Source organism: Clostridium estertheticum, from assembly GCF_026650985.1.
In the GTDB taxonomy this organism is placed as follows: Bacteria; Bacillota; Clostridia; order Clostridiales; family Clostridiaceae; genus Clostridium_AD; species Clostridium_AD estertheticum_C.
Genome location: NZ_CP086239.1, coordinates 3,533,557 through 3,558,989 on the forward strand (window position 1 = coordinate 3,533,557; position 25,433 = coordinate 3,558,989).

Genomic DNA, 25,433 nt, shown 5'->3' on the forward strand with positions numbered 1-25,433 from the left:
ATTATAATTCAAATCACAAGATAAGCAACACGTGAGTAATATATTTCTTGGAATTTATAAATCAGGAGGAATTTAAAATGGTAAATTTAGTTGTTGAAACAAAAAATGGTAAAGTCGAGGGTTTTGAAGCAGATGGAATGTATAAATGGTTTGGAATTCCTTATGCTAAGCCACCAGTTGGAGAATTACGTTTTAAGCGTTCAGTTCCTTGCGATAATTGGGATGGTATAAAGCAGACAAGCACCTTTGGAAATAGACCATATCAGTTTGCCACTATGGGAGGGATTGGTAAAGATACGAAGTCAGTTCCGGAAAGTGAAGATTGTCTTTATGTAAATATATGGGCTTCTAAGCAGGCAAAGAAATCCCCTGTGTTCGTATGGATTTATGGTGGAGCAAATACAGTTGGTGAAGGTTCTGATCCACAATATTTTGGTGAATCATTTACTAAGGATGGTATTATTTATATAAATTTTAATTATCGTGTAGGGCCACTCGGATTTTATAATTTTTCTATGTATGATAATAGCTTTGATTCAAATTGTGCAGTATCAGACATGATCAATGCATTGAAATGGGTGAAGGAAAATATTGAAGCTTTTGGTGGTGACCCTGACAACATTACGATTGCAGGAGAATCAGCAGGTGGGACAGCAGTATATTCTATGCTTTCCGCTCCTAGTGCAAAAAGTTTATTTAATAAAGCAATTGCACAAAGTGGTTTACCAGGAAATATATCCACACAAAAGAGTCAGGAACTTCAAATAGGATTGTTCTTTGAACAAATGAATATGAAAAAGGAAGAGATAAATAACCTAAAAAATATGCCAATAGAAAAAATGTATAGTTCATCTGAGTATGTTTGTCAAAAAAACTGTGTTTCATATCCGGGAATTTTGGTTCCAGGTCCAGTTATTGATGATTTAATCCCGATGAATCCATGGGAGGCAATGGAATCTGGAAGTGCGGATGGTGTAGATGTTGTTTTTGGTACATGCCATGATGAAGGAAGTTTATTTTATGAAGCGAAGATGTTTCCAACAAGCTGGAAGCAAGTTGAAAAAATGCTAGTGCTTAGTGACTGCTCGGAAAAGTTAGAAACTTTAATGAAGTTATATTCTGGTAAAAGTGAAAAGCAGGCAATGATGGAGCTTGGTAGAGACAGAGCGTTCTGGGCAGATCATATTAAATGTATAAATGCACAGTGTACTCATGGAAAGGCATATGAATACCGCTTTGATTTTACAACTGTGTTATTGAAAGCAAACGGACTCAATGCAATGCATAGTTCTGATATAGGGCCAGCATTGGATACCTATGTAGGAAATTTTAATGAGCAGACACCGAAGGAAAGAATTGATAGAATTCATAAATATATGCATGGTGCCTGGGTGAATTTTGCTAAGAATGGTGACCCAAATGGAACAATTCCTATACCATGGGAGCCTTATACAGATGAAAAAAGAACAACATTTATTTTTAATGATGAATGTTCTGTTGAATATAACCCGAGTTATGAAGCATTTGAAGTATGGAAAGATATTAAATTATATAATTAAGTAATTGATAAAAATCAGTATAAACGTTCTACGTATTCGACTATCACTATTTGGGTTATTTATGGGAACACTTTCATTTCAGTTGTTACATAAATTTAAATATTGGTTATTGAGTAATATATACTCTGAATTATATAATTTCAGCATATAAAAATAAGTACAAGTAAAAACTAATACTGCCTTTAATTCTTAATTTAAAAACAACAAATAAAACCAGCTATACTAAAGCCAATGTTGGTTCAAGAAGTTTCCTTACTTCCTCACTGCAACCAGCATATAACTGAATAAATTCAATAAAAGTGAATATATCAAAATATTGCCCAATATAAATGATTACAGATTTAGTCTTCTTTTCTTTATAATTTTTTAACACAACTGGAAGAGATTTTTTTGAAAATTTCCTGCCCTATTCCATGTTTTTGTACAATTGAAAGTATGTATATCCTATTAATGTCATAATTATGTGGAATACTATAAAATTGTATTTTGTACTTTTAAAATCTTCGAGTTTCCAAAAAACTTTTATTTGCCTGTAGCCTTTTTCTATTTCGGGCCTAATTTCGTAAGTGTTTATTACTTGTTTCACTGTTTTTTCTACATCTGTTGTCATGAAAGGATAATACTCATCATCCTTTGTATCATGCACTACGCAAGCTATTAGATCTACATCTTCTTTTAGATTTTCACTTCTCCAAAAGGAGCCTAGTTCTTTAACTAGTTGTATTTCCAACAGGAGTAAAAGATTGTTATAGTGCGTTAAGGTGAGTATACGCAAATGCAAACAATCTAAGAATTGATGATAGTGCTGGTAGATCACTTGCTGCAGCAGTAACTCAAATGGCACGTGATAGAACAGATTTTCCTGTTTGCTTTCAAATGTTATCTTATCCAGTAACAGATAGCAGACAAATAACTAAATCAGTAGAAATGTTTATTGACACACCAATATAGAATTCGCCTAGAAATGCAATGATGTGGAATGTATATTTAAGAAATGGTGATAATGGAATATGCTTCACCAATGCAAGCAAAATCATTTAAAAATTTTCCAAGAGTTTATGTAGAAGTAACTGAATTTGATCCATTAAGAGATGAAGGAAAAAATTATGCAGATGCTTTAAAAGAAAATGGCATTGAAGTTGAATTTTTACAAACAAAAAGGACAATACATGGTTATGATATGAATGCAGCAAGTGATATCACAAAAGGAAACTTAGAAAAAAGAGTTTCTGCATTAAAAAAAGCATTTTTAAAATAATTATAGAAAATTTAAAGTAGACTCAAGGCACTTGGAGATGATAATTATGATGACATAATGTGCTTAGAAGAATAAATAAGATGATTTAATCACAAAATATTGTGACTTTTGAATATAGAATGGGTAAAAATCAGACTGGAAAATGCTCGTTTTTTGCCCTGATTTTCAAACGAAAATATAGATATGACGAATATGAAAATAATTGTTATTAAACTATTTATAAATGTATTGACATTTTCTTTTGTTGTAACTATAATGGTTACAAGAAGAGATGCTAGTAATAAAAATTATTAAGGATCTAAATAAAAGAAAAAATATTTTTTTAAGCCTGTTGTAACCTTTACGGTTACAATATAAATGGTAAATTATCAAAATAAATAAATTTGAAAGGATGGTCATAATTATGAAAATTTTATTAATCGGAGCAAGTGGAAATGCGGGGAAAAGAATATTAGAGGAGGCTTTAGATAGAGGGCACAGTGTTACAGCCGTTCTACGTGATCCTTCAAAACTAACGCTGAATCATAAAAATTTAACTATGGTTCAAGGAGATTTATTAAATCCAGATTCAATATTAAAATATTTAGACCAGCAAGATGCTATAATTAGTGCCTATGGTCCTAAACATGGAGAAGAAGAAAAACTTGTAGTAGCAGCTAAAAATTTAGTAGAACTTATTAAATCCTCGAAGATTAAAAGATTATTAGTAGTTGGAGGTGCAGGTAGCCTTGAAGTAGCTCCTGGTTTAGCATTGTCTGATACTCCAGAATTTCTAGACGCATGGAAGCCAGTAGCCTTCGCACACAGAGATGCCCTTAGAGTGTACGAAGAATCTGATATATCTTGGACATTTTTAAGTCCATCTGCAATCTTTGAGCCTGGTGAACGTACAGGTAAATATAAATTAGGCAATACAACACTCCTTTCTGATGAAAATGGTTTAAGCAGAATATCAATGGAAGATTATGCCATAGCCATGATAGATGAGCTTGAAAATAAATCATACGAAAGAAAACAATTTACAGTTAGTAGTAAAACAAATAAGGAGGTGCTTTAATGAAACCTAAAATATATTATGTAATGGATACAATGTGTGGTTGGTGCTATTCCTTCAGCGATGTTGTTACAAAAATCTATGGAGAATTTAAAGATCAAGTAGATTTTACAATTGTTCCTGCAGGAATGTGGTTAAATGAAGATGTAAAACAAATGACACCTGCATTTAGTGATTTTATTAGAGAAAATAATGTTAAAATAACTCAACTTTCAGGGAAAGAATTTGGAGAAGATTACTATCTTATGCTTAAAGATAGTAATACGGTTCTAGATAGTCTTCCAGGTTCTAAGGCTATTAATGTTATTAATAACCTTGATACTCAAGCTAGCTTTAGCTATCTGAAAACGCTACAGGAAGAATTTTTTATTAATGGTAAAAATATTAATGATGTAGAGGTTTATTCTAAAATAGCTGAAGATTTCGGAATAGATAGCGATAGCTTCAAAAAAGAATTTTCTTCAAAGAAATTAATTGATCAGACTTTTAAGCAATTTAACTTTGCAAGTGAGTTAGATGTAAGCTCATATCCAAGCTTAATTTTGGTTAATAATGAAAAATCATCCTTAGTATCCTCTGGTTATTTACCCTTTGAGGAAGTTAAAGCCCGTATTGAAAAAAGTATTGGATAATTGAACTAATAAATAAACTCAAGTTCTATGGTTATTTTTAAAAAATGCATTAGTATAAAGGAGATAAAATTTTATGATTAAAAAAATTGAAACAAAACAAAACAATGTGAAATTAACAGTATTTACTTCAGATGAGAACAGTTTTATGGTTACATCTACTCTAATTGAAAAGGCAGGGCATGCATTTTTGATTAATGCAAAATTCACTCAATCTGATGCTAAAGAAATTGTTGAATACATTGAAAAAAGCAACTTAACTTTAGACAAAATTTTCATTATTCATGGAGATCCAGACTACTATTTTGGACTAGAAACAATCAAAGCAGCATTTCCAAAAGCAATTGCATATGCAACACAACCAACTGTAGAACATATTGCTTCTTCTGTATTAGGTAAATTACAAGTTTGGAAACCTGTTCTTTTAGAAAATGCACCAACAAATATTGTTTTACCACAGGTTTTTGCTGAAAAAACAATTGAATTTCAAGGTTTAACCTTTGATCTTGTTGGTTTAGACAATCACAGAATAAGCTTATTCAATAAAGAATTAGAGTTATTATTTGGTGGAATTGATACATTCAACGAAATTCACATCTTCTTAGCAGACACTAGTTCCAAAGAAGCGATGGAAGATTGGACTGCTAACTTAAAAAAATTACAAGAATTACACGCTAAAATTGTCGTGCCAAGTCACGGTTCAATTGAAAAATCATTCGATGATAAGTTACTCACTGCAACTATTGATTACCTTGAAACTGCTATCAAAGCATCTGAGCAAAGTAAAAATTCTGCAGACTTTATTGAAAAGCTTGAAGCAGCATATCCAGGATTTGCAAACAAAGGTGTATTAGCATTAAGTGCAAAAGTTGTAATGAAAGAAATTCCTTGGGGGTAATGTTATGAATAAATATCAAAAATTATTACATGAAACTTACGTATTAACTGGTGAAGGAAAAATGGAAGAATTCAAAACGTATTTAAGTGATAAAGTGTCATGGACAGAAGCTGCGGGATTTCCTTATGCTGGTATATATATAGGACCAGATGAAGTGGTTAAAAATGTACATGAACGTTTGGGAACAGAATGGGAAGGTTATGCTGCTAAAGACAATATATATACATTTAATGAAAATATTGTTATTGTCTATGGAAACTATAGCGGAACCTATAAATTAACAGGTAAATCCTTTATTGCTGATTTTTGTCATCTATATGAATTTGATGAAAATGATAAAGTTAAAAAGTTTATTCAAATTGTGGACAGTGCAACTGTCAATAAGGCGTTAACTTCAAATTAGGCATGTTTATTAGTTTATAGTATGCAAGGAATTGTTCAAATAGTGGTGTGCATGTTCAACATAAAATTTATAAATTTAATCTCTAAACTTTAAAAATCTCTACTTTAAAATCTCAAAAAAACAACAAAAACCCTTGAATTCAAGGGTTTTTGTTGTTTATGTATGGTGGAGGCGAACTGTGCCTAACTATATCACTGTCTATTAAAAGGAGTGAATTATAATTGAAACTATTTTTCATTTTTTAAATTAAATATCTCATCAACAGCTTTTTTATATCCTCCTGCCTCTCTGAGTGATTTTCCAATTTTTTCACTGTTTCTTCTAAAATTATTGTCTGAAAAAATCTTAACTACTGACTGCTTCAATATCTCAGTGGTAACTTTATCTTTTTCAATAATAATACCTGCACCAAGTTCTGCTACTCTCCTTGCTACAAAAGGCTGATCTGCAAATTGAGGAATAAGAATCAATGGGACATCATAATACAACCCTTCATTTGTACTGTTCATACCACCATGGGTGATAAACAAATCTGCTTGTTTTAAAACTTCAAGTTGAGATACATAATTCTTAACAACAAAATTTGATGGAATAGATTTAAATGTATTAACATCTATACTTTTACCTACAGACATAATAATTTCTACATCCATATCACCAAAAGCCTTAAAGCAACTTTCATAAAACTCAATAGAATTATTAAATATTGTACCTAAAGCTATATAAATAACTTTCTTATCATTAGTTTCTAGAGAAAGGCTCATATTTTCCTTTCTGTCTGCTATTGATGGTCCAATAAACTTAAAACTTTCATCAAAACTTTCACCACAAATTTGAAGATACTTAGATGTATATACAATATTAATAGTACCTGTGCCACCAACTGCAGTCGTTATACTAGGAAACTTTATATCATATTTCTCTTGTAAATTCTTAACAAAATTTATGTAAACTGAACTATTTAAAATAGGTTGTATTATAGGTCCTACTTGCCTAAATAAATCCGAAAAAATATTTGTATTTTCGTTAGTTGCAAAAGTGGTAATAGAACAAATTGTAGGTATTTTTAACACTCTCCCCAATTCATTACCTATAATAAAGACTGCATCATAAATAATATAATCGAATTTTTCCTTTGTAGTAACTACAATTTCAAGTATTTCTTCAAACATTTTTTCTAACCTAGCGAGGGTCTCCATTGGTTGCTTACTATCCTCAAAATTTGCTGAATTCTTAAGACCTTTGAATCTAGCTCCTGTCTTTTCTATTTTCCCTCTAAATTCCTCACCTGAAATATATGTAACCTGCTCCCCTCTATTCATTAATTCTTTGACTAAACCTATAGTAGGGTTAACGTGCCCTGTACCGAACATACTTATAAATAACGCATTTGACATTTTTCATCCATCCTTTTTGTTTTATATTAGTATCTTAAATCTATGATAATTAGTTTTTGTTATATTGTTTCACTATATATGAAATTTTCCAGTACATCTAAACCTCAAATATTTTATTATCTTCTTTTGTTACTTAGTTTTCAAATTTTCCGTAATACTTCTCAGCCTGCCTTCCTCCTGTAACAAAAGTCTTATCTTGGGTTGTTTTAAAATCAATTCGCTGTGATGAGTTATATTCAAGTCCAATTTCTTCTAATGAGTGCATAAATTCACTCGCGAATTGCTCTGACTCAAAGCTTTGTAATAAATCAACTGTAATATAATCTCCTGCAGACAACATATTCAAAATGAGACCTTTTGTACCACTACTGTATAAATGCATCGAATCAACGTATTTTTCACATTCTCCAAGCTGTAATTGACCAGCATAGCTAATAACAAATGTATTGATACAAAAATCATTAAAGAATGACAGCATCTGTTTTTTTTCTGACAAAGTTTCTAGCTGGTCAAGCTTATCGCTCAATCCAATCTGATTATTAGCTGCACTTTTAACTACATCTGACTGTCTCTGCTGCTTTATAATATTCCTATACATTGTTGCTTGCTCATTAAGAGACAGTTTTTCAGCAGCTTCAGTATACGGCAAATATAAACTGCTAACGCAATTCTTATGTGTATTTTCAAGTCCAAGTTCTTTTCTCATATCACTTGCCATGCTACATACAATAGGTTTATCTACACCCGGATGAAGCTTCTTAATAGACTTTGATGCAAGCAGTGCAACTAAGATCGCTGGTGTAGCATTATTCTCTTTTGCAAATGCCATGAATTTGTCACGATTAATGTTAATCTCATAGCGATAATAATTACTGACCTCATTTGCATTTTCAGGAAGTGCATACCCATCTTTAACAACTTCAGGCATTGGAATATTACCTATATCATATTTTGAATCTCCAAAAGGTTCCATTGTCTCACCAGCAAGAAGTGTTTCTCCAGCAAGTCTAATTCCAGTTGCATCAAATGTCTTGTTATATTTCGCGCAGCAATAATAATATAGCAAAGTCTTAATAAATGGCATTATTCCACGACCATCACAAAGTGCATGATGAAAAGCAACACAGATTTTTTTATCTTTATAGGTCACATCAATAAGATTGTAATTAACCTTCATACTTCCCAACGCACGAAATTTGTCAGTTTTCGCTAAAATAACAGGTAACAGATTATGTGCTATATAATAATCTCCATTTTTTTCAACCAACTTACTTGTAAGATACGGATACCTCTCCATGGCTTTATCAAGCGCTCTCCTTAAAAGATCTCCTCTGACTTTGTCTTTCATACGGATATCAAAGACTGTACTACGAATTCCACCATCCCTGTATAAATAAGCTTGTCCTGAACGTATTTTTTTCATGATTATTCCTCCCTTTCAAAGTTATATGTAATATTTGTGCACGAAAGTCATATATCCCTTATCATAACCTCATATTAAATCCGTTACCTTGTGGATAAATTATATGAATTATCTACGGGATTGAATCCTTTCTTCAAGGCCTCTATTCTTCTCTCTACACTTTGATGCACAATTTCACTTTTTTCTGCAATATCGAAACCATGAACTGTCCCTATTGTCTTATGCAGTTCAACATGAATACCATTTTTCTGCAAGGCTTCAGCAAAGTTTATTCCTTCGTCCCGTAAACAGTCGAACTCTGAAACTTCAATATAGGAATCGGGCAAATTTTCTAAAGAAGTTGCCTCCATAGGAGATGCATATTCTCTATTGATATGTACTTCATCCTTTAGGTAAAGTTTCCACATTTTTTCATTAAGTTTGGAATTCCACATAGGAGTGTCTTTATAATTTTTAATAGATTCAGTAATCTGTCTTGCATCTGTTACCGGATAAATGAGCATTTGAAAACAAATACTAGGAGCTTTTCTATCCCGAGCCATTAGATTCACAGCAGCAGCAAGCCCACCACCTGCGCTATCTCCGCCAATAGCTATTCTGTTTTTATCAATGCCAAGTACTTCTACATTTTTACAAACCCATTCAAATGCAGCATAGCAATCCTCAACACCAAAAGGGAAAGCATATTTAGGTGCCAATCTGTAATCAACGAAAATCACTTTACAAGGTGTCTTTAAGGCATACTCACAAACTAAGTTCTTATGATAGGGTGCTGCTTTTAGGGCAAACGCTCCTCCGTGTAAATAGATAAGACAAGGAGCGTTTTTTTCAATTTCCTTTGGTTCATAAATTGTTAGCTCAATTGTTCCATTTTGATATCCTGTAATCTTCTTTTTTGTTGCACTCACACCCTCAGCAGGTTTTATTTTATTAACACTGCTATTTATAAGTGTATTTATAAGTGGCAGTAGCAATGGATATAAAGGGAGTTTCGTATTTTCATATTTTTTAAAGTCACTGTGGATGTTATATTTACTCATAAACGTTCTCCTATTCTTTGTCCTTTTCTTCGGAAACATTCTCCTCATCATTAGTAAAATGTTTTGCTAGATTTCCATTACCGTTTACAAAAAAATCCTCAACTTTGTTCCATGCATTTACATTTGTATCCACTGCTTTTTCCCATACCTCTTCAACTTTTTTTATAACATCACTCATAATAATTATCCCCTTTATCTAACATTTTTTTGTATTTGTATTTATATAATAAGTTAGGCCTATTTCCAAGAAAAATAATAATACAATTATTAATAAGCAGTCCAGCCTCCATCGACAGCCAAAACTTGACCGTTAACAAATTTGGAATCGTCTGTTGCCAGGAACAGTGCAACTCCGGCTATTTCCTCCGGTTCACCCAGTCGGCAAATTGTACTCATACCAGTTCTACATATTGCTGCACCCCGCTGATTAACATTTCCCATAGATGCACTGATATTGGTTTTTATTGGACCTGGAGCTATGGCATTACATCGGATGCCTTCTTTTGCATATTGAAATCCTGTATTCTTGGTAAAGCCTACTACTGCATGTTTGGAGGCAGTATATGCGGCACCAGCTGTACTTCCACGAAGTCCCCCTACTGAAGCTATATTGATAATTACCCCAGTACCTTTAGTCAAAAATATCGGCAACACTTTTCTGGTAGCTCTCATCACTGAAGTAGTATTAACTGCAAATATTCTATCCCATAGTTCATCTGTAACATCCGCCGCCCCTGCCATATTGTCCATTATACCGGCATTATTGACTAGGATATCAACTGTGCCATAAATTTTAACGGTAGTATCAATTAGGTTTTGTATGTCTTTTTCTTTGGTTACATTGGTTAATACTGCCATAGCAGATCCACCATTTGCCTCAATCTCAGCTACAGTTGCTTTTGCACCTTCTAAATCAATATCAGATACCACCACTTTTGCTCCTTCCTGAGCATATAGAATGGCAATGGACCTTCCCATCCCCGAAGCAGCTCCTGTTACTATTGCAATTTTTTCTTTAAGTTTCATTATTATTCCTCCTTTAATATTTATATAAGATTTGTTTACGCTTTACTTGTTTACTCTTCTTTACGCAGGTAAATTCTTATTATTACTTTTTCATTGATTTCATACTAGATATTAATCCTCCATCACAAAGTATGTCCGTACCCGTTAAAAATCCATTTCTTTTATCAATACAAGAATTAATTAAATATGCAACTTCCTGGGCATAGCCAAATCGTTTAATTGCACACAACTTTGTTAATTTATCTGCTTCTTCAGATTCTAATTTTCCCATCGGTGTCTCAATATTTCCTGGAGATACTGATACAACACGGATTCCTTTATCTCCATATAATGCTGCACATTTCTTTGCATACCAGATCACGAAATTTTTAGATATGGGATACGCAATATTTGCATGCATATCTTCTGGAAAATGCTTTACTGAGTCTACCATTTTTTTTATAAATTGATTTTTATCTGTAAAACTTAATTCATAATTTGATACAGGTAAAGTCTCCTCTGGCAACATATATCCCGAAGTAGATGCAATATCCAGAATACAGGTTTTTTTTCCCATTTTAGAACTAAAAACCTCATTCACATTAATAGTTCCAAGTGCATTAACTTCCATAATCTTTTGTGCATCACCCATATGCGGTGATAACCCTGCTGAATGAATGACAGCAGCAATTTTTCCAACTTCAGCCGCACGCTCAGCCAATCTTGTAACCGATTCAAAATCTGATACATCACAAGCAAAAGCTTCTGCCTCAATTCCTTCTGCTTTTAACTCATCAACTGCTGATTTTAATTTTTCAATAGTTCTTCCTGAAATAATTATATAATGATCTTTTCCCGCCAGTTTAGCTGCTGCAAATCCCATTCCACTTCCGCCACCAGTGATTACACATACATCTTTCATAATATTTACCCCTCACTTTATCTATAATATTTTTAGGTTTTTGTTTATCTAATAAATATATAATAGGTTAAAAATGTTCTGCAACGTTAATATTTCGTTAAAGTTATGTTAAAATGTAAATTCTTTATACTGATGTACATATTTCACTAAAGTTATGACTTTAGCTTTTATAATAAATGACTTGCCTTTTTACATAAATCATAAATCGTATCATAATTATGCTCAATCATTACATTTACTTTTGTACCTGTTTCCTTATATATTTTCTTATAAAAAAAATATGGAAGTGTCCATCCGATAAATGCTGGAATCGCCAAAATAATGGAGAACAGAACCATTGATGCCAAATAAGCAAACACTGAACCAGCCATAAAAGCCGTTCCAATAATTCCTATTCCTAGTGATATTAGCATTGCTTTACTTGTTTTCGTTCTTTCCAACTTTTCTATAGAGGTAAATGCTTCCTCACATTTTCTCTGTAAATCACATAACGCAACACGATTCTTGATTTTACGGTCACGCTGCATTTTAATTGAAACCGAATTTACTGCGCTACTTGTATTTATTATGTTCCATCCTAACTCCTTATAACAATCACTACAAAGTTGCACAAGATTCTGATTTACATTGACATCAATATACTCATTCATTATAAATTTATTACGTGTATTGTTTTCAGCCATTATTATTTTCTCCTTTCATTTTTCTGTTTCACTTCATATCTGTATATTAACCCTCAAATATTCCCGAACGTTAATATATTGTTAAAGTTTTGTTAAAATGATTATTTCCCCTTTTTTCAAGTAAATTTATAGTTATACCCACATAATAATAAATAAATAAATAAATAAATAAAAACTCTCACAGTTCTAAATGTGAGAGCTTTTCTTTCTTATGCAAATATCTATGTTTAATTTTCTGTAAGTATTACTGTAAATTCTGTGCCTTTACCGCACTCGCTGTCAACATTAATTTTCCCTTCCACTAAGTCTATAATACGTTTTACTAAGGATAGCCCCAGTCCATTTCCAATTGACGAATGAGAAGTATCCCCTTGGTAAAACCTATCAAACACATGCTCAACGGTTTTCTTACTCATTCCGCATCCAGTATCACTTATTGATACAATTATTTTGCCATTTTCCTTTTTAAGTTTTATTCTTACTGTTCCTTTAGATTCTGTGAACTTAATTGAATTTGTCAATAAATTATTCCATACCATTTCCATTAAATTCTCATCTGTCGTAATCATTACTTCATCTAATTCCACATCAAGCATAACATCCTTTTCTTCAAATTTTTCTTCTAATGCAAGAATGCTGCATCGTAATTGCTCATCCAATGAATATGTATTTTTCTTAATGATTTCCTGATTATCCAATTTATTTAATTTAAGAACTGTAGTTACTAATGTAGAAAGTTTTTTAGATGCTACCAATATGGTATCTGTGTATTCCATCCGTTTATCTATTGGCAATGATTCTTTCTTCATAACCGAGGCATAATTTTGTATTACTGCAAGCGGAGTCTTAATCTCATGAGATATATTTGTTATAAAATCTCCTTTCAAAGTTTCTATGCTTGCGAGTTCCTCTATCATTTTATTAAAATCATCTATCAATATCTCTACTTCATCTTTCTTATCATCTTTACGTTGTGAATGTACCCTAACGGTAAAATCCCCCTCTGCAACCTTTCTTGCAACTTTTCTTATTTCATGTATTGGCTTTGTAAAACTACTACGAATTAAAATTTTTATCCCAACATAAACAACCACTCCTATAAATAATACATAGGAACTACCTATAAGAACCATAAACCATGGATCTGCATTTTGCTGCATCTGTGCATTAAATATCAATACTGAACCAGAACAACACCACAAAACCACCGCAAAAACAATCAGATATTCTTTTACAAATGAACGTCTTGAATTAATCCTATTATCCTTTTGTTCTTCATATTCCACCTTCATTCCTTAATCACTACCTTATACCCAAGGCCTCGAACTGTGACAATTTCAACATTACTGCAATCTGAAATTTTATCTCTAATTTTTGTTATGGACACATCAACTGTCCGAGGTGTGCTTTCACTATCAAATCCCCAAAACTCATCCATCAACTGATTTCTTGTAAAAGTTCTCTTGGGATAGGATAACAATTTAAAAAGAATATTAAATTCACGTACAGTAAGTGCTACTTCAATTCCGTTCACATATGCAGACGTCTCATCTTCATTTAAAAGTAAAGAACCAACTTCCAACTTTCTCTCATTTGCAATGCTTGCACGTCTTAAAAGTGCCGACACTCGCAAAATCAATTCATCCATCTCAATGGGTTTTACCATATAATCATCTATTCCAATATGATACCCTTTTTTCTTAGAAGTAATATCATCTCTTGCCGTCATAAATAAAATCGGAATCGTTTTGTTATGCCTGCGAATTTCCTCTGCAAACTCAAATCCATCCATTTCCGGCATCATAATATCTGAAATAATAATGCTAACTGTTTCATCCATCATCTTATCAAATGCCTCCATAGCATTCTTACAACTGATGGCATGATAGCCATTGTCATTTAAATATAAACATACAATATAATTCAGTTTTTCATCATCCTCTAGAACTAAAATATTTATCATAACAAACCTCTTTTCTATTATTTCAGTCCAAATCGGTATTCTTTCTCTGCTTCTCGTTGTTTATGAATGTTGCTGCCGAACTACCTACCGGAATGTGTTTTTATCTCTGTGTGTTTATTATAATACCATAATTGCATCCAAGCAATTATTATCAAAAAAATCTCCGTACTCTCTATTTTAAGAGTACGGAGATTCTAATCCTGTTACAAATCTTTATTCTACTTATCCCAAGATAAAATGCCTGTCACTTCTGCCTTTTCATATCTGTCTATTTTATAATTCAGTCTATCTAACGTTTTTGCCATATTCGCCATTTTTTCCATAAGTTTTCTGCGTTCTTCTACTAAAAGTTCTTTTCTGGCTGTTACTGTCAAATCTCCTTGCTGTGTAAGCACACAATATTCAATAAGGGCTTCTATTGGCACTCCAGCTAAACGCATGCATTTTGCAAGTTCAATCCATTTGCAGGATTCTTCTGTATAATCCCTGATACCACTTTTCGTACGGTTTACCTGTGGTATCAGTCCGATACGCTCATAATAACGCAATGTATCCTGAGAAAGGTCAAATCTTTTACTTACTTGGGTAATAGTCATTTTTGCTTTCCTCCACTCTTCTATTCGTAACTACTCAATTTGGTGACTTGTATAATTGTCTAATTGCCAAATAGTTTAACAGCCTGTTTCATTTTATTAATAATATCCACACCAAATGCAACACCACTACTTAACATTTTTTTAATCATTGACCAGTTTGGAATTACCCATAGTACGGAAAATTACAGCTCCCACATTATATAGTGCAAGGAACGGAATGGATATTGCCGTAATCATAAGGTATATATTTGATATGTATAATAATAAAATGTTATTGTTCATACAGATCCAACGCCTTCTGATACTCCCACACCTCAAGGTGTGGGGTTCTTAGATACGTTAACTTCTCAAATACTCTCATCTATTAAGGAGCTAATAAATTACACATATAAGAACTCATTAATTTCTCTAAAACTTTTACTACCAATTACTCTAATGAATGAATTAGCGATAGTCAAGGCTCATATCAAAACCTTTTATTTGCTTCTAAATACCCATACTGCTTATCAAATTAATACTACTACTCTGTATTTTCAATATTTCTTTATCATGAAGTTTTCTAAAATTATCGAACTGCTTAAAACATAATTCTTTGTCTATTTCTTCTAAATTATCTTTTACATTCATTATTAAAAAGCTTGAATACAAATCTCTCTGTATTTTAAGTTCTCCAAAATCATTCCATCTTCCAGATAATTTCTTTTTTATATATTTATCTTCTATATGATTATATTGGGATGCTTTTACTTTATAAGTATTGATCTTGGTTAACTTTGTATTCCGCCATTCTAGTTTATTATCCAGTATTGTTAAAAACATTGATGGTGCTTTATTTGCTAAACTCTTGCCAAATCGCTTTTTCTTGTTAAATTTACCTTTTGTGTTAACAGTAGTTTCTTTTGACCTTGATTGAAGTCCTTTATAATTCATAGTTTCAACTAATATTCTATCTCCTAAACTTATAATATAATTAGCTAACTTCTCATGAGATTGTTTCCTTATAGAGGCTTGTTTTCTCTGAACTTCTCTTAATTCATTTTGAGTTTTGATATATTTATTTGACTTAATCCATGTCAATTTTATTTTCTTTAAATTAGTCATAATTCCCTTTTTTATAGTCCCGTTCTCATTATAATTATTAGGGTTATTACTTCTTCTTTGTCTATCTAATTTTCTGAGTAATATATTTTTTTCATGTTCTATATTTTCTATCTCAGGACATAATTCTAATAACTTAACTTCGTTTTTACTTGATATTGCAATTGTTCTTGTACCAATATCTATACCAACATTTCCGTCACCTATTTTATTTCTAACCTCACCGGTTTCTTTATTATACTTAATTGGTGGAATTCCTTCTAGTATTAATTGAACATAATATTTATATTTACCACGAATTAATTTTCTTACCACTCTACAATATTTAGTTTTATTTAATAATGAAACTTGTGCGTATTCATCGTTTTTATTTATAATCACATTTATATCTAATCCATTCCATCTTAATTTATTGTCTATAAACCTAATCCCAGTTTTATTGGATTTTCCCTCAACACTATTCATTTCACCATACTTTTTAAAATAAATTCTATTTGATTGATGGAGCATTAATTTTTGAAAAGCACTAAAACACCTACAAGCTATCTTTTGAGCAGTGAAACTATCTATATTATCTTTAAAATATTTCTGTATACATTTTACATATTTATGGAAAGAATACTCTGTCAAATCATATCTCTTGTTTAATTCATTAAATTTTTTATTCCGTTCTTTCCCTTTAACCATATTTATTATTTTCTCATATTCTTTCGATTCTCTCATATGGTTATATCTTTTAAACAATTCGCCTAAACAACTATTATAAATACTTCTACTTATTTCTAATCTTTTATTTAATATGTCTTCCTGATATTTTTCTGTGTTTAATTTTAAAGTTAAAATATAATTTGACGCAGCATTCACCCCCTTCTTAATATCTTGTCTTTTGATTATCTACATATTTTTTTACTGTTTCACTATTTACATTTCCAGCCGTGGATACAAAATAACTTCTTGTCCATAGACTAGGCATTTTATTTAATTCTTGAAATTCTGCTCTCAAACCTTTACTTGTTGCACCTTTTATTTTTTGCATAATATCCGACGGTCCTAATTTGGGAAGACAATTTAAAAACATATGTGTATGATCCTTATTACATTCTATTGCAATAATTTCAATTTCTATCTCCTTACATACATCTTTGACCAAACACTTAAATCTTTCTTCTCCATTAGGTATTAAAAATATTTTCCTTCTATATCTTGGGCAAAATATAAAATGATAATTAATTAAAGAAACTGTTGTTTTAGTTCTTCTATACTTATTTTCCATAATATCATTATATCCTATTATGTGTATGTTTAAACTCTTTTATACATACATTTCAGATAAATATTTATGCATTATGCTATCCATCCCACACCTAAAGGAGTGGGCTTTCCGCACAATATATTGTAATAGTTTATCATCTGGAGTGAACTCCAAGTCAAGCGGTTTTATAAAAAATTTTGAAAAGCCTGCCTTTTCGTCTTAACTCAAAGTTATTCACAATTACAAAGTTTTATAGTCCCATATAAAGCAAAAAGAATGTACCCATTACAGATACACTCCCCTCTTACTTCGGCTGATATTTTCAATATCTTCTTTTGCAAATCCCTACTGGCTAAGCAAGATTTATAATGCTCAATGAGCCGTTTTCATTTTCCCAATGCCATTTTTTTGTTATTGAATCGCTTTCTTTTTCAGGCAGTAGAGAAAAATTTACAAGTAGAGTGTCGACCCTTACTTGTATACGAGTTTTATTTTCGCAAATTGAATAAATTATCCAGTTAAATTCACACATTTTTCGTTCCTACTGTATTTGCCTTTATTATGAATATCAATTCGTCCAAGAAAGTATGTGATATATTTCTAAATGTGAGTATCCTTTGCTTTTGTGTTGTTACTCAAAACTGTTAACGAATAAAGTGTGTTTTCATACGTGGCTCATACTTTGGTGCGGTAACACCGTTTTTGCGTCCTACTTCAATGTTTTTTAAGAGCCACGCCATATTTTCACCGAGTGTTCGCATGGTCTGTAAGCCTTCCTCGTCCTTGCGCACATCATCAGGGGTGAAACCATGTACCTGATTCCAATACTGAGAGGACACAATAGGCATATTGCAGATCGTGAAGTATTTATTCAGTTGATCAAATGCTGCTGATGCACCACCTCGACGGCAGGATACAACAGATGCGCCAAGTTTTCCAGCCATACGGGGTTCACTACAAAAGAACATGCGATTTAAAAAAGATGTGAGTTGTCCGGTCGCTCCTGCATAATATACGGGTGATCCAACGACAATCGCATCAATATCGTCCAGTACAGTCAATACGCTATTGACTTGATCGTCAAACACACATTTGCCTGTTTGAACGCATTTCATGCAGGCAATACAACCTGCAATAGGTTTCTTACCCAAATACAAGATTTCAGTTTCAATATCGTGTTTATCAAGCGTATCTGCAATTTCCGAAAGCGCTGTGTAGGTACATCCATGCTCGTTTGGACTGCCATTGATAAGTAACACTTTTACAGTGCTCATAAAAATACCTCCTAAAATTTCTTATTCCTTTATTTTGTTTTAATCAATCGTAACGCCCAGCTTTCTGCCTTCCTCTGCACCTTTTGTAAATGCCTAAATTAATGTGGAAGTGTTGCCCTTTGGTCTTGGGCTACCATTCAGAATAATAATTTTTTTACTCATATTTAAAATCTCCTTAAAATAAATCGGCCAGCGCCACCGCCTTTTTTATACCATCAGTTTTATCAATATCGCCAGGATTGAGAACATTGGGAACCAGCACTTCGCCGACAGATTTCCATTTTAGCAAAGCCGCGGTACGCTCGTAAGGAATTCGAACACCGTCCATTACAGATATATCATCTTCCTCACAACAGGTGATCAGAGCGCACTCCTTTCCAGCGATATTCTTACCGCCAACTACAAAGCAGAATAGCTTGTCAATTGCGGCTTTTATCTGCGAAGGCATAGAATACCAGTAAACCGGCATGGTAAACACGATTGCGTCCGCTTCTTCAATTGCCGGAGCCATTTTGTTAAAGTCATCATCAAAGCTGCATGGCTTTCCAGTCTTGAAGCAAGTTTCGCAGGCGTGACAGCCTCCTAAGGTCATTCCAGCCGCATCAAAGCGAGTGATGGTGTGGCCTTTTGCCTCGGCAGCTTTAATAAAAGCCTCAGTCATTGCAAAGCTGTTTCCTGTTTTCCGGGGACTGCCGGTAATAATTATAATTCTTTTTCTCATGTTTTATCTCCTTTTTTGTTTTAATTGTTTAGAAAAAGTGGCTGGATGTTTCAACCTAATCACCTTGCCTCAAAATTACTTTTTGATTGTGTTGGAATTCTGGTTGTAAACCTTAGCTACGACCTTCCAGCCGTCCTCCATCTTCATCATCATCAAATAATCAGTGAAGTTGTGTCCGCCCCAGTTATCCTCGATAACCTGTACGATGGCTACGGTTTCCTCAATGGTGAGAACGTCAACACGATAAACATATTTCGGATCAGAACCTGCATTATCTAGGTTGTCGTAGAGATTTTGGATACCGCCGTGCTCCAGTCTGCCGTCCAGATAGCCGAACATTACGGCTTCGTCATAGAAATACGGTTTGCAGATTTCACTTTTACCTGTGGCAACAGCTTCGGCAAACTTTCTTGCTACCTTTTCAACTGCTTCGTAATCGCTAATATTGTTTCTCATGATAAAAGACTCCTTTTTAATAATTTATTATAATAAGGATCATTGATCCAGGTTATCTGATTAGATGTTGTTGGCAATTTCATATTCACCCAAAACCGCCTGCATGATTTTTCCAACTTGTATGTCGTCGCCGGAATCACAAATCACGGCACCGTTGTCAGAAAGTTAGATTTGATTGACAACAATGTTTTTATCTACTACGATTATATTGCAAATAGGAAATCAATCAAGTACGCACATCTATGTGCGATACTAACAAAAGCGTTTAATACTTACCAAAAGGAGAGTGCAAAAGATGGGCATAGCATGTATTGCAGATGCTGATCTTGAGAAAACAGGATTCAGCTATACATTGTCCCTTATCAACGGCAAATATAAAATGGTGATTCTCTATTGTCTCATGGAGTTCGAGGTAGTGAGGTTCAATGAGCTGAAAAAGTACATCAATACAATTTCGTATAAAACTTTGAGTGTAATGCTAAAAGGATTGGAAGCAGATCACTTGATCCATCGGGAGGAATATCCACAGATTCCTCCAAAGGTGGAATACAGCCTAACTGAGCGCGGCAAGTCGCTAATACCGATTCTAGACAGTATGTGTGAATGGGGTGACAATGTAAGATGTTGTAATAAAAAAAATTGATGCAAGAAACCTCATAGGTAAATGTCCAATTTGCGGTGGTAATATTGTAGAGAATTTTAAGGCATATAGCTTGAGCAGTGGAAGGAATGTCTTAAACTAACGGTCGGAAGTCTATAGTTGGCAAAAAGTTAACTGGAAATCAAGCAATACAACTTATTAAAAATGGCACATCAAGGTCTCTGATATTTCAGAGTTTTCTTGACATGCCATTTATTATATATATTGTACACAAGGATATGCTGTACCAAAACAACAAACGTTGTATAATCCACCAATTGAGATCAAGCATGAAATATTACCACATAAAGGCAAGAAGGCATTTGCAAAAGATCTGAGAGCAATTTCTTGAGAACGTTCATTCTAATTCGTTGAAAAATTTTTATTTTTTTAACAAATTTACAAAAAAATCCGCTATACGATGCATTTTTTCTTTGCTCGCTGAGGTTCTTACAAGTACACGAATTCCAAGCAAAGTATTTTGCAAGATTTCTGACAGAACTTCAGCATCATAATTACAGGAAAATTCACCTGTTTGCTGTCCTTTGCGAACAAGATCCGCAAGAAAATGCTCCGTTTGCATAAATGCCTTTTCCGTCTTTTCATCTACCTCTTTATCCCGGAGAGCCATCTCAGTTGCTGAGTTTACAATTAAGCATCCCCATGGTCTATCCTCGTATCCTTCAATCATAAAATCAAAGATAAATTGCACCGCTTGTTTTGCCGTTTCAGCATGTATTGTTCCAATTTGTATTTTGTTTTTTATTAATTCTTCATAACAATCTATAGTTTTTAAAAATAAGGTATGCTTATCACCGAAGGTATCATATAAACTTCTGCGATGGATTCCCATGTGCTCTACTAGATCGCTCAGAGATGTCTTTTCATAGCCTTTTTCCCAAAATAATTCCATTGCTTTCTGGAGTACTACATTTTCATCAAATTCCCTGCTTCGACCCATTAATACCACTCCTTATAAATGCAATAATAACATTTCGAGAACGATCGGTCAATAATTATTTTCATATTTGCATCACATTCTGGACATAAAATAAATAGAACCTAGACGTCCTTCATGCTAAGTGCATTAAGACTTCTTGGATTGCCTATGAACGGTAGGCACTGTGAAATAATCTTAATTAAGAACTTCTTATCATTACCTATCATCATATTGGCTGACGCATGGCTTGTAAGTTGTGACTCACAACCACCCTGTGCAGATAAGAAGCAAAAGTAATCATTTCGCGTTGTTTGTACTCAAGACCACTACGTATAAGCTTAGTTATACTGTAGAAGCTTTCAATGAAAAATGTAAAATAGGCTTTGGTATATATGAACAAACTATAATAAACTTAGAAAAATTTTTAAGTAACCATTAAAAATGAGATTATTTTCACGACACAACGTTTTTCTATCCCTATTATATTAACCATTTATTATCTTATAATTAACAAAACCTATTTTATATAAAAAAAATAAAATTTATGTTATTACATAAATAAAAATATTGTGCTATACTACTAGAGCGCTGTACCTGACGGTCATATCAATATCGTCGGTACAGCGTTTTTTTGATTTAAGTAAAACCAAGGAGGAGCTTTTAAAAAAATGTATACATATAAATGAAAAAGAATAGATCTTTTTGTGTCTATAATATTTAATGAAGAAAGCCAATAGACAAGAACTGTTTCCATATATTAAAAACAGTTCTAATTTTAACAATTATTATCTAGACCAGTTTTATACAGGAGGGAAACTTTTAATGGAAACAAAAAAATCTATAACAAATCTTAATGTAAAATCAATAATAGCAGTATTGGTGTTTAGTGGATTTATATCCACTTTTAATGAAACTATATTAAATGTCGCTTTATCATCTCTAATGGTTGAAATGAATGTTACAGCAGGAAAAATCCAATGGATAATTACTGCATATATGATAGTTGTAGCAGTTCTAGTACCAGTTACAGCTTTTTTAATTCAAACATTTAAAACTAAGAAGTTATTTTTAGTAGCTATGACAATACTTTTAGTTGGAACAATATGTGCAGCTTGTTCAGGATCATTTGTAATGTTACTTATATCAAGAATCCTACAAGCAGCAGGAACTGGAATGATAATTCCTATTATGATGAATACAGTATTAGCAGTAACATCACCACAAAATCGCGGTTCAGTAATGGGCCTATGCAGTGCTGCAATTACCCTTGGACCAGCTGCTGGACCAACAGTTGCAGGAATTGTATTACAATCTTTTACTTGGCACGCCTTATTTTATATACTAATTCCAATTATAATTGTAGCTGTGATTTTAGGTTCAATTTATTTAAATATTGAAACGCAACTTGCAAAACCTAAGATTGATTTTATATCAATTATATTATCAACTATAGGGTTTGGTGGATTTATATATGGTATAAGTGGTATTAGTGAACAAGGCAAAAATCTTAAAATAGTTGCTTTAATTTTTATTATCGGATTAATATCTTTAATTTTATTTGTTAAACGACAATTATCTTTAAAGGAACCAATGTTAGACATACGTACATTTAAATATAGAGCATTTTCAATAGGAACATTACTTGTTATGATTTCAATGATGACAGTATTTACTATGGCTGTAATGTTGCCAATGTTTCTTCAAGGTGCACTTAAAAAAAGCACTTTTATAGCTGCAATGGTATTACTTCCAGCAACACTTATAAGTGGATTTATAACTCCTATAGGTGGAAAAATTTACGATAAGCTAGGAGGAAAAACTTTACTACCAGTAGGATTTGCTATAATTCTTGTACCATTATTTATATTATCTCGTTCAAATGTTCATACATCTGTTATAAGTATCATTATTTTATTTATAATAGTAGAAATCGGAATTGGAGTTACACTGTCACCGTCTCAAACAACTGCTCTTAGTTCATTACCAAAAGAATGTTATCCACATGGGATAGCTATAATGAATACACTCCAACAGCTAGCAGCTGCAATTGGTTCTTCATTATTTATAGGTATTATGTCAGCTTCACAGCTAAAAGCCCTAAGCAACCAAGCTACAGCGCAAGTGGCTTCTGCTACTGGCTTTAGTACTGCAACATTAGCACTATCAGGATTTGTTTTAATTGGATTCTGTTTATCCATTGCTTTAAGAGAAAATATAAATAAGGCGAAGATTTAAGATGTTGTGTAATTGTTTAAAAAATCAAATAATCAAAAACAGATAATAATCAGTTTTAAATCATAGACTAGAGAAAATATATATATAAATCATTAATGGTTAGTTAGACATATCAAATAAACGACTCATTGCCGTAAACTAAATAAAAAAGATATTTTTAAGCTTATAGAGGGGGAATAAACATGAATAAATCAAATATTGTTATAACAATCGACCGTCAAATTGGAAGCGGCGGAAAATATTTAGGCAAAAGACTAACTGAAAATTTGAATTTTTCATATTATGATAAGGAGATAGTTAGAGACGCAGCAAAAGACTTGCATGCTTCTATTGAGGAGATAGAATCTTCTGATGAAAAGCAAGGTGGTATATTGAAGAATGTATTATCATACTCTACTGGGGCCTTTGGATATTATCCAGAGGTAGAAATAATTAGAGACGATAAAGCACATAAGGCACAAGCAAATGTTATTATAAAAGTTGCAAATGAAAAGTCAGTAGTAATAATAGGAAGAGCAGCATCTTATCTTCTTCGTAACCATCCAAGACACATAAGCATTTTTTTGCATGCCGATTTGGATTTCCGTAAAAAACGTACTCAGCAATTAAATAATATATCAGGAGATAAAGTACTGCAATTACTCGAAAAAACTGATAAACAAAGATTAAAATATTACAAAGTGTTTACAGGGATGGATATGTATAATGCATGCACTTATGACTTGACAATAAATACAAGTAAACTTGGACTAAAAAAAAGCGAAGCCATAATAATGCAGTATCTGAAAGAAAGATTTGGTGATGAACTGTTAAACTCCAAATAATGTAGTTTAATTTAGAAGGTTGTTTCAACCTTCTAAATTAATACTTGTAACTTCTATACTCAAAGATTCTTGAAGAATATTAATTTCTTCACAAATTTTTGGTATTTCATTCATAATAGGAATTTTTTTAAACTGTATAACCTGTTTTTATTCAATGGCCATTGCCATTTTTTCAAAGGCAAGTAACACCTCTGCTAAATTTTTATCTGATAAGTTGAAATATACCTTTGTTGTGCAATCCATGTCAAGTAAATAACTAATGTGTTCTAAAGAAAAAAATGCTGCTACGGCATAATCCCCCAATTCCACCCACTAACCCTAAATGTAGTTGTCCTTCTACGAGTCCAATACTTACTGGAACTCCTACACATATAGCAGCACTAATTGCTTTTAACCATGGAAAAGGTTTTTTATTAATTTCAAATGCTTGCTTTAATATCTTTAACAAAGATATAGGACTTTCTTTATCATTTTTAAACGACTTTTTAAACATAAATAAACCTTCTTCGTACTGTAAGTTCTTCATCATCTTTTCTAAAACTTGATTAAAAATATCTAGTTCTTCTTTATCAATATCATTTATTGCCTCTTTTTTGTTTCTAAATACTTACTTAGGTAATTATTACTTAAGTAAGTATTTCAAAATAATTAATAATAATCAAGTTATAAATAAAATCTCCATACTCTATATTTTAAGAGTATGGAGATTCTAATCCTATTACAAATCATTATTCTACTTATCCCAAGACAAAACGCCTGTCACTTCTGCCTTTTCATATCTGTCTATTTTATAATTCAGTCTTTCTAACGTTTTTGTCATATTTTCCATTTTATTCATAAGCTTCTTATGAACTTCTACTAAAAGTTCTTTTCTGGATAATATGGTCGAGTCTCCTTGCTGCGTTAGTGCACAATACTCAATCAAGGTTTCTATTGGCACTCCAGCCAACCGCATGCATTTTGCGAGTTCAATCCATTCATAGGACTCTTCTGTATAATCCCTAACACCACTTTTCGTACGGTTTACATGTGGTATCAGTCCAATACGCTCATAATAACGCAATGTATCCTGTGAAATGTCAAATTTTTCACTTGCTTCGGTAATAGTCATTTTTACTTTCCTCCAATCTCCGATATTTCAATATTTTAATAATAAGTTTTCT

At 32.5% G+C, this 25,433-nt stretch carries 30 protein-coding genes and 1 pseudogene; 10 read left to right on the plus strand and 21 right to left on the minus strand.

Annotated features, from left to right (window positions below; all coding sequences use genetic code 11):
• Positions 1-77: 77 nt before the first annotated feature.
• Positions 78-1,559 carry a carboxylesterase/lipase family protein gene (locus LL038_RS16885; RefSeq protein ID WP_216124959.1) on the plus strand — a complete coding sequence of 494 codons (1,482 nt, stop codon included), beginning with the start codon at positions 78-80 and terminating at the stop codon, positions 1,557-1,559.
• 406 nt (positions 1,560-1,965) lie between these two features.
• Here the strand turns inward: LL038_RS16885 and LL038_RS16890 are convergent, their stop codons facing one another.
• Positions 1,966-2,289 (minus strand): transposase, encoded by a 324-nt coding sequence (locus LL038_RS16890; protein WP_253200297.1) that lies wholly within the window; start codon positions 2,287-2,289, stop codon positions 1,966-1,968.
• Between the two features lie 62 nt (positions 2,290-2,351).
• Here LL038_RS16890 and LL038_RS16895 point away from each other — a divergent pair, with 62 nt between their 5' ends.
• The 6 genes from LL038_RS16895 to LL038_RS16920 all read left to right on the plus strand — a co-directional run bounded on the left by LL038_RS16895 (position 2,352) and on the right by LL038_RS16920 (position 5,801).
• Positions 2,352-2,510, plus strand: a complete 159-nt coding sequence (locus LL038_RS16895; protein WP_216125048.1) for an alpha/beta hydrolase fold domain-containing protein — start codon at positions 2,352-2,354, stop codon at positions 2,508-2,510.
• A 52-nt stretch (positions 2,511-2,562) separates the two neighbouring features.
• Complete coding sequence (locus tag LL038_RS16900) at positions 2,563-2,817, plus strand: alpha/beta hydrolase fold domain-containing protein (RefSeq protein WP_216124961.1); 255 nt, start codon at positions 2,563-2,565, stop codon at positions 2,815-2,817.
• A 403-nt stretch (positions 2,818-3,220) separates the two neighbouring features.
• Complete coding sequence (locus tag LL038_RS16905) at positions 3,221-3,874, plus strand: NAD(P)-dependent oxidoreductase (RefSeq protein ID WP_216124963.1); 654 nt, start codon at positions 3,221-3,223, stop codon at positions 3,872-3,874.
• The gene (locus LL038_RS16910; RefSeq protein ID WP_216124965.1) at positions 3,874-4,503 is read left to right on the plus strand and encodes a DsbA family protein; all 630 of its coding nucleotides are present in this window, start codon (positions 3,874-3,876) and stop codon (positions 4,501-4,503) included. Before LL038_RS16905 ends, LL038_RS16910 begins: the two co-directional genes overlap by 1 nt.
• A gap of 73 nt (positions 4,504-4,576) precedes the next feature.
• Positions 4,577-5,398, plus strand: a complete 822-nt coding sequence (locus tag LL038_RS16915) for an MBL fold metallo-hydrolase (RefSeq protein WP_216124967.1) — start codon at positions 4,577-4,579, stop codon at positions 5,396-5,398.
• A 4-nt stretch (positions 5,399-5,402) separates the two neighbouring features.
• Positions 5,403-5,801 carry a nuclear transport factor 2 family protein gene (locus tag LL038_RS16920; protein ID WP_216124969.1) on the plus strand — a complete coding sequence of 133 codons (399 nt, stop codon included), beginning with the start codon at positions 5,403-5,405 and terminating at the stop codon, positions 5,799-5,801.
• A gap of 227 nt (positions 5,802-6,028) precedes the next feature.
• Here LL038_RS16920 and LL038_RS16925 read toward each other — a convergent pair whose 3' ends face one another.
• From LL038_RS16925 to LL038_RS17000, 16 genes are all read right to left on the minus strand, one after another.
• Complete coding sequence (locus tag LL038_RS16925) at positions 6,029-7,198, minus strand: macrolide family glycosyltransferase (protein WP_216124971.1); 1,170 nt, start codon at positions 7,196-7,198, stop codon at positions 6,029-6,031.
• Positions 7,199-7,331: 133 nt separating this feature from the next.
• The gene (locus LL038_RS16930) at positions 7,332-8,621 is read right to left on the minus strand and encodes a hypothetical protein (RefSeq protein ID WP_216124973.1); all 1,290 of its coding nucleotides are present in this window, start codon (positions 8,619-8,621) and stop codon (positions 7,332-7,334) included.
• Between the two features lie 83 nt (positions 8,622-8,704).
• Entirely contained in the window at positions 8,705-9,661 is a 957-nt protein-coding gene (locus LL038_RS16935) for an alpha/beta hydrolase (protein WP_216124975.1), read from the minus strand.
• A 10-nt stretch (positions 9,662-9,671) separates the two neighbouring features.
• Complete coding sequence (locus LL038_RS16940) at positions 9,672-9,839, minus strand: hypothetical protein (protein WP_216124976.1); 168 nt, start codon at positions 9,837-9,839, stop codon at positions 9,672-9,674.
• 89 nt (positions 9,840-9,928) lie between these two features.
• On the minus strand, positions 9,929-10,687 hold the full coding sequence (locus tag LL038_RS16945; protein ID WP_216124977.1) for an SDR family oxidoreductase: 759 nt from the start codon (positions 10,685-10,687) through the stop codon (positions 9,929-9,931).
• Positions 10,688-10,769: 82 nt separating this feature from the next.
• Positions 10,770-11,588, minus strand: a complete 819-nt coding sequence (locus LL038_RS16950) for an SDR family oxidoreductase (protein ID WP_216124978.1) — start codon at positions 11,586-11,588, stop codon at positions 10,770-10,772.
• A 167-nt stretch (positions 11,589-11,755) separates the two neighbouring features.
• A complete protein-coding gene (locus LL038_RS16955) occupies positions 11,756-12,271 on the minus strand; it encodes a hypothetical protein (RefSeq protein WP_216124979.1) in 516 nt (171 codons plus the stop codon).
• 227 nt (positions 12,272-12,498) lie between these two features.
• Positions 12,499-13,563 (minus strand): HAMP domain-containing sensor histidine kinase, encoded by a 1,065-nt coding sequence (locus LL038_RS16960; RefSeq protein WP_216124980.1) that lies wholly within the window; start codon positions 13,561-13,563, stop codon positions 12,499-12,501.
• The gene (locus tag LL038_RS16965; RefSeq protein WP_216102832.1) at positions 13,560-14,234 is read right to left on the minus strand and encodes a response regulator transcription factor; all 675 of its coding nucleotides are present in this window, start codon (positions 14,232-14,234) and stop codon (positions 13,560-13,562) included. The genes LL038_RS16960 and LL038_RS16965 overlap by 4 nt, the downstream gene beginning before the upstream one ends.
• Positions 14,235-14,452: 218 nt before the next feature.
• Complete coding sequence (locus LL038_RS16970) at positions 14,453-14,830, minus strand: MerR family transcriptional regulator (protein WP_216124982.1); 378 nt, start codon at positions 14,828-14,830, stop codon at positions 14,453-14,455.
• Positions 14,831-15,316: 486 nt separating this feature from the next.
• Positions 15,317-16,792, minus strand: a complete 1,476-nt coding sequence (locus LL038_RS16975; RefSeq protein ID WP_216124983.1) for a transposase — start codon at positions 16,790-16,792, stop codon at positions 15,317-15,319.
• A 7-nt stretch (positions 16,793-16,799) separates the two neighbouring features.
• Complete coding sequence (tnpA, locus tag LL038_RS16980) at positions 16,800-17,201, minus strand: IS200/IS605 family transposase (protein WP_216124985.1); 402 nt, start codon at positions 17,199-17,201, stop codon at positions 16,800-16,802.
• 331 nt (positions 17,202-17,532) lie between these two features.
• Positions 17,533-17,712, minus strand: coding sequence for a cysteine-rich KTR domain-containing protein (locus LL038_RS16985; protein WP_216124986.1), 180 nt, complete (start codon positions 17,710-17,712; stop codon positions 17,533-17,535).
• Between the two features lie 112 nt (positions 17,713-17,824).
• Positions 17,825-18,454: a flavodoxin family protein gene (locus tag LL038_RS16990; RefSeq protein WP_216124987.1), complete on the minus strand. Its 630-nt coding sequence runs from the start codon at positions 18,452-18,454 to the stop codon at positions 17,825-17,827.
• 175 nt (positions 18,455-18,629) lie between these two features.
• Positions 18,630-19,175 carry a flavodoxin family protein gene (locus tag LL038_RS16995; RefSeq protein WP_216124988.1) on the minus strand — a complete coding sequence of 182 codons (546 nt, stop codon included), beginning with the start codon at positions 19,173-19,175 and terminating at the stop codon, positions 18,630-18,632.
• A gap of 75 nt (positions 19,176-19,250) precedes the next feature.
• Positions 19,251-19,631 (minus strand): nuclear transport factor 2 family protein, encoded by a 381-nt coding sequence (locus tag LL038_RS17000; RefSeq protein WP_216124989.1) that lies wholly within the window; start codon positions 19,629-19,631, stop codon positions 19,251-19,253.
• Between the two features lie 295 nt (positions 19,632-19,926).
• Here LL038_RS17000 and LL038_RS17005 point away from each other — a divergent pair, with 295 nt between their 5' ends.
• Positions 19,927-20,274 (plus strand): winged helix-turn-helix transcriptional regulator, encoded by a 348-nt coding sequence (locus LL038_RS17005; RefSeq protein WP_216124990.1) that lies wholly within the window; start codon positions 19,927-19,929, stop codon positions 20,272-20,274.
• 379 nt (positions 20,275-20,653) lie between these two features.
• Here the strand turns inward: LL038_RS17005 and LL038_RS17010 are convergent, their stop codons facing one another.
• Positions 20,654-21,232, minus strand: coding sequence for a TetR/AcrR family transcriptional regulator (locus tag LL038_RS17010; RefSeq protein WP_216124992.1), 579 nt, complete (start codon positions 21,230-21,232; stop codon positions 20,654-20,656).
• Positions 21,233-21,333: 101 nt separating this feature from the next.
• Positions 21,334-21,542, minus strand: a pseudogene (locus tag LL038_RS17015) (carboxymuconolactone decarboxylase family protein); the annotation flags it as partial.
• Between the two features lie 491 nt (positions 21,543-22,033).
• On the opposite strand from LL038_RS17015, the gene LL038_RS17020 reads away from it, so the two are divergent.
• Complete coding sequence (locus tag LL038_RS17020) at positions 22,034-23,446, plus strand: DHA2 family efflux MFS transporter permease subunit (RefSeq protein ID WP_216124994.1); 1,413 nt, start codon at positions 22,034-22,036, stop codon at positions 23,444-23,446.
• 182 nt (positions 23,447-23,628) lie between these two features.
• Positions 23,629-24,270: an AAA family ATPase gene (locus tag LL038_RS17025; protein WP_216124996.1), complete on the plus strand. Its 642-nt coding sequence runs from the start codon at positions 23,629-23,631 to the stop codon at positions 24,268-24,270.
• Between the two features lie 256 nt (positions 24,271-24,526).
• Here the strand turns inward: LL038_RS17025 and LL038_RS17030 are convergent, their stop codons facing one another.
• Both LL038_RS17030 and LL038_RS17035 read right to left on the minus strand, forming a co-directional pair.
• On the minus strand, positions 24,527-24,763 hold the full coding sequence (locus LL038_RS17030; RefSeq protein WP_216124998.1) for a hypothetical protein: 237 nt from the start codon (positions 24,761-24,763) through the stop codon (positions 24,527-24,529).
• 240 nt (positions 24,764-25,003) lie between these two features.
• Entirely contained in the window at positions 25,004-25,381 is a 378-nt protein-coding gene (locus tag LL038_RS17035; protein ID WP_216125000.1) for a MerR family transcriptional regulator, read from the minus strand.
• Positions 25,382-25,433 lie beyond the last annotated feature (52 nt).